The 2,352-nt window shown below is 72.0% G+C and carries 2 protein-coding genes; both read right to left on the minus strand.

Features of this window, described 5'->3' with window-relative positions; genetic code table 11:
* Nucleotides 1–399 precede the first annotated feature (399 nt).
* Nucleotides 400–1,134 carry a nucleoside/nucleotide kinase family protein gene (locus ACGFWJ_RS36175; protein ID WP_392956999.1) on the minus strand — a complete coding sequence of 245 codons (735 nt, stop codon included), beginning with the start codon at nucleotides 1,132–1,134 and terminating at the stop codon, nucleotides 400–402.
* A gap of 11 nt (nucleotides 1,135–1,145) precedes the next feature.
* On the minus strand, nucleotides 1,146–2,078 hold the full coding sequence (locus ACGFWJ_RS36180) for an LD-carboxypeptidase (RefSeq protein ID WP_392957001.1): 933 nt from the start codon (nucleotides 2,076–2,078) through the stop codon (nucleotides 1,146–1,148).
* Nucleotides 2,079–2,352: the final 274 nt, after the last annotated feature.

Below are 2,352 nucleotides of genomic sequence, written 5' to 3' on the forward strand. Positions count from 1 at the left end.
GATGTCAACATATCTGGCGTTGACTTTTGGCACGCTGTTGAGTTCTCAAGGAACGGACACTTCCTTCGAGCCGCATTCCTGCGGGCCCTCCGGGCGCTTCGTTCTTTCGTGTTCTCAGCTTATCAGATGTTTTCCGCTCCGTTTTCCGGAGTTTCGATCCGACTTGCTGTTTGTCTTCCCGGCCTCGCGGCCGTTCCGACGTTTCAAACTCTAGCCGATCCCCGCTCCGAGAAGCGAATCCGCCGCAATCCCCGAAATCGCGCACAGCAAATACGAACGGAGACGCGAAAAGGACGCGACCCGTCACGGATCAACTGGGTGGTTCTCAAGGATTGGCCGCCCCGGGACCGTCCACACAGATTGCGTGTCCGGTGCTCCCTGCCGAGCGACTAGATAACACTACGCCGATCTGTGGGCAGGTGCAAACGCGTCTGTGCGGACCACCCAGTCGCAGGCCCACCGGGCCGTCTCGACGTACTCGGCGTTGGGCTGGTCGTTGGTGTCGATCCGTCGGCGCGCGGTGGAGTGGCCCTGGCCCCCGGCGGTGTGGCGGGCGAGGAGGCGGGCGTCCCGGGTGGTGTGGTCGGCATCGATGTACCAGAGCTCGCGCAGCAGGGCCCGGGCGTTCGTCCACGGGGTGACGGGGGTCGCGAGGTAGTTGCCTTCGGTCACGACCAGGCGGGTGCAGGGGCGGATCAGGTGGCGGGCGGCGACGGGCTCGTCCAGCGTGCGGTCGAAGTCGGGGACGTAGATGTCGTGGAAGCGGTCGGCGGCGACGCGCTGGACGAGGGCGAGGTAGCCGAGGGCGTCGAAGGTCTCGGGGGCGCCCTTGCGGGCGCGCAGATCGAGGCGGTCGAGCTGGGCGTTGGAGAGGTGGAAGCCGTCCAGCGGGAGGTAGGCGGCGGTGTCGGGGCCCTCGTGGCGGTTGATCTCGTCGATCAGTCGGCGGGCGAGGGTGGACTTTCCTGCTGCGGGCGGTCCGGCCAGGCCGAGCAGTACTCGGCCGGTTCCGCTGCCGGGGCCGCGGAGCAGACCAAGCGCGCGGGCCACTGCGGCCGCCGTCGGGTCCGGCATCGGCTCGACGGCCGGTGCGGTGGTGGAGGTGCCTGCGGCGGGGATGCCTTCGACGTGCATGGCCCGCAACCCTACGCATCAAGAGGGGCGATGAGAACGGGCGCGTCGAGCGTGAGCGTGGCGGCGTCGGCGTCCAGCGCGGCGGGCACTCCGAGCGGGACGGTGAGGGAGGACGGTCCGTGGCCGAAGCCGAGCTCCCCGACGACCGGGACTCCGAGGTCACCGAAGTGGTCGAGCATCACGGCACGTACGGCGTCGAGCGGTCCGCAGAGCTCCCAGGAACCGAGGACCACGCCGGCCACTCCCTCCAGGGCTCCGCTGCGTCGCAGCTGGGTGAGGATGCGGTCGAGTTGGTAGGGCTGCTCGTTGATGTCTTCCAGGATGAGCAGTCCGCCCGCGAAGGACGGGCGGGCGCCGGGGGTGCCGCGGTCGGCGGCGAGCAGCGAGGCGCAGCCGCCCATCAGGACGCCGTGGGTGCGGCCGGGGACGAGGGTCTCGGCGTCGGGTCCGGTGAGGACGGTCGTGGTGGCCGGCTCGAACAGGGTGCGGCGGAGGTGTTCGGCGGTCGGGGTGTCGGTGCTGAAGACCCCGACGCCGGGCATCGGGCCGTAGAAGGTGGGGACGCCGAGCTGCTGGGCGACGGCCTCGTGCAGGACGGTGATGTCGCTGAACCCGATCAGGGGTTTGGGTGGGACGGCACGCATCGCGTCCCAGTCGATCAGGTCGACCATCCGGTGGACCCCGAAGCCGCCGCGCACGCAGAGGACGGCGGCGATGTCGGGGTCGAGCCAGGCGGCCTGCAGGTCGGCGGCGCGGTGGGCGTCGGTGCCGGCCAGGTGCGGAAGGGTGGGGTGGATGTCGTGGACGTGCGGGAGGACGACCACCTCCAGGCCCCAGGAGCGGAGGATGTCCGTCCCGAGGGCGAGCCGGTCGGGGTCGAGGACCGCGCCGCTGGGGGCGACGAGGGCGATGCGGTCACCGGGACGGAGCGGGCGCAGGGGCATCGGGAGCCTCCTTCGGGTGTGGGACGCGAGTGGGCTCGGGGCGCGGCGCGTGGGCCGATGGCGGTCTGCCTGCTGACGGTATCCCCCGGCGGTGAACTCTCCACCCCGGTGCGGTTACTACCGATCCGTCGGAACCCCACCCCGCCGGGCGTGGGGGGGGGGGGGGGGGGGGGGGGGGGGGGGGGGGGGGCCGCGCGCCGGCGGGGGGGGGGCCGCGCGCCGGGCCGGGGCCGCCGCCCGGCCGGGGCGGGGGGGGGGCGGGGGGGGGGGGGGC

This window comes from Kitasatospora sp. NPDC048407 (assembly GCF_043200475.1).
Classification (GTDB): Bacteria; Actinomycetota; Actinomycetes; order Streptomycetales; family Streptomycetaceae; genus Kitasatospora.